Annotated in this window: 1 pseudogene; it reads right to left on the bottom strand. The window is 48.9% G+C overall.

The window, feature by feature from the left end:
- Nucleotides 1-11: 11 nt before the first annotated feature.
- Nucleotides 12-1,041: pseudogene (locus tag E4U03_RS12555) on the bottom strand (IS3 family transposase); the annotation flags it as partial.

The following is a 1,041-nucleotide window of genomic DNA, read 5'->3' on the forward strand; positions in this document are numbered from 1 at the left end:
CTGGTTTAATCCTAGACCGTCAGGGCTGCCAAAGCCTGGCTCCGATACCCCATCGGAGCCAGGCCCTTTAATCGCTCCTGAAGCCTACCGTTGTTATACCAATAGATATAGTCATCAACCGCCTGACAGAAATCCTCAACACTGGCAAAGCTCTCACCGTGATACACCTCAGACTTCAGGTGCCCAAAGAAGTTCTCCATCACCGCGTTATCGTAGCAGTTACCCTTACGCGACATCGATTGCACCCCACCAGCTCCTTCAATCAGCTTCTTCCAACTGGAATGCTGATACTGGAACCCCTGGTCAGTATGAACAATCAGACCTTCAGCTGGCCCATGCCAGGACATCGCATCTCGTAAAGACTTCGCAGTAAACGTAGTGTTCGGCGATAACGATAATTCGTAGGACAAGATTGTGCGGTCGTATAAGTCCATGATCGGCGAGAGATACACCTTAGTACCGCAAACCCGAAACTCGGTAACATCACTAACCCACGCGATATTGGGCTTATTGGGGGTGAAGTTACGGTTCAAGAGATTCTCAGCGATATAACTGATCTGCCCCTGGTAGGAGCTGTATTTTTTACGTGGCCTGACTTTGGATTTCAGGTTCATCTGATCCATGAGCTTGTAGACGAGCTTGTGGTTAACCTTCCAACCTTGGCTACGTAGCTGCAGAAGAATTCTGCGATAGCCATACCGCCGCTTCGAACCAATAAAAATCTGGTGTATCGCTTGCTTTAGGGCACCATGTTTATCCTGCTGAGTAAGCCGACTTTGATGATAAAAATAGGTTGAACGAGCTAAGGAAGCTGCTTCTAGGAGGTCTTCAAGTTTATGTTCAGACTTGAGGATGACGACGGTTTGAGCTTTTACCAGCGCCCCTGGTTCCTCAAGTCTCGCAATTTTTTTAGGTAGGCGTTTTCAGCCCGCAGCTTTTCAACCTCACGGCGAAGCTTATCTTCCTCTGTGAGTGTCTTTGGTTTGGTGGAGCCTTTGGGGCGTCCTTTAGGTTTTGGCATGAGTGCTTCGTCCCCGCCAT

Origin of the sequence: Rothia nasimurium, assembly GCF_004569295.1 — a bacterium.
In the GTDB taxonomy this organism is placed as follows: domain Bacteria; phylum Actinomycetota; class Actinomycetes; order Actinomycetales; family Micrococcaceae; genus Rothia; species Rothia nasimurium_B.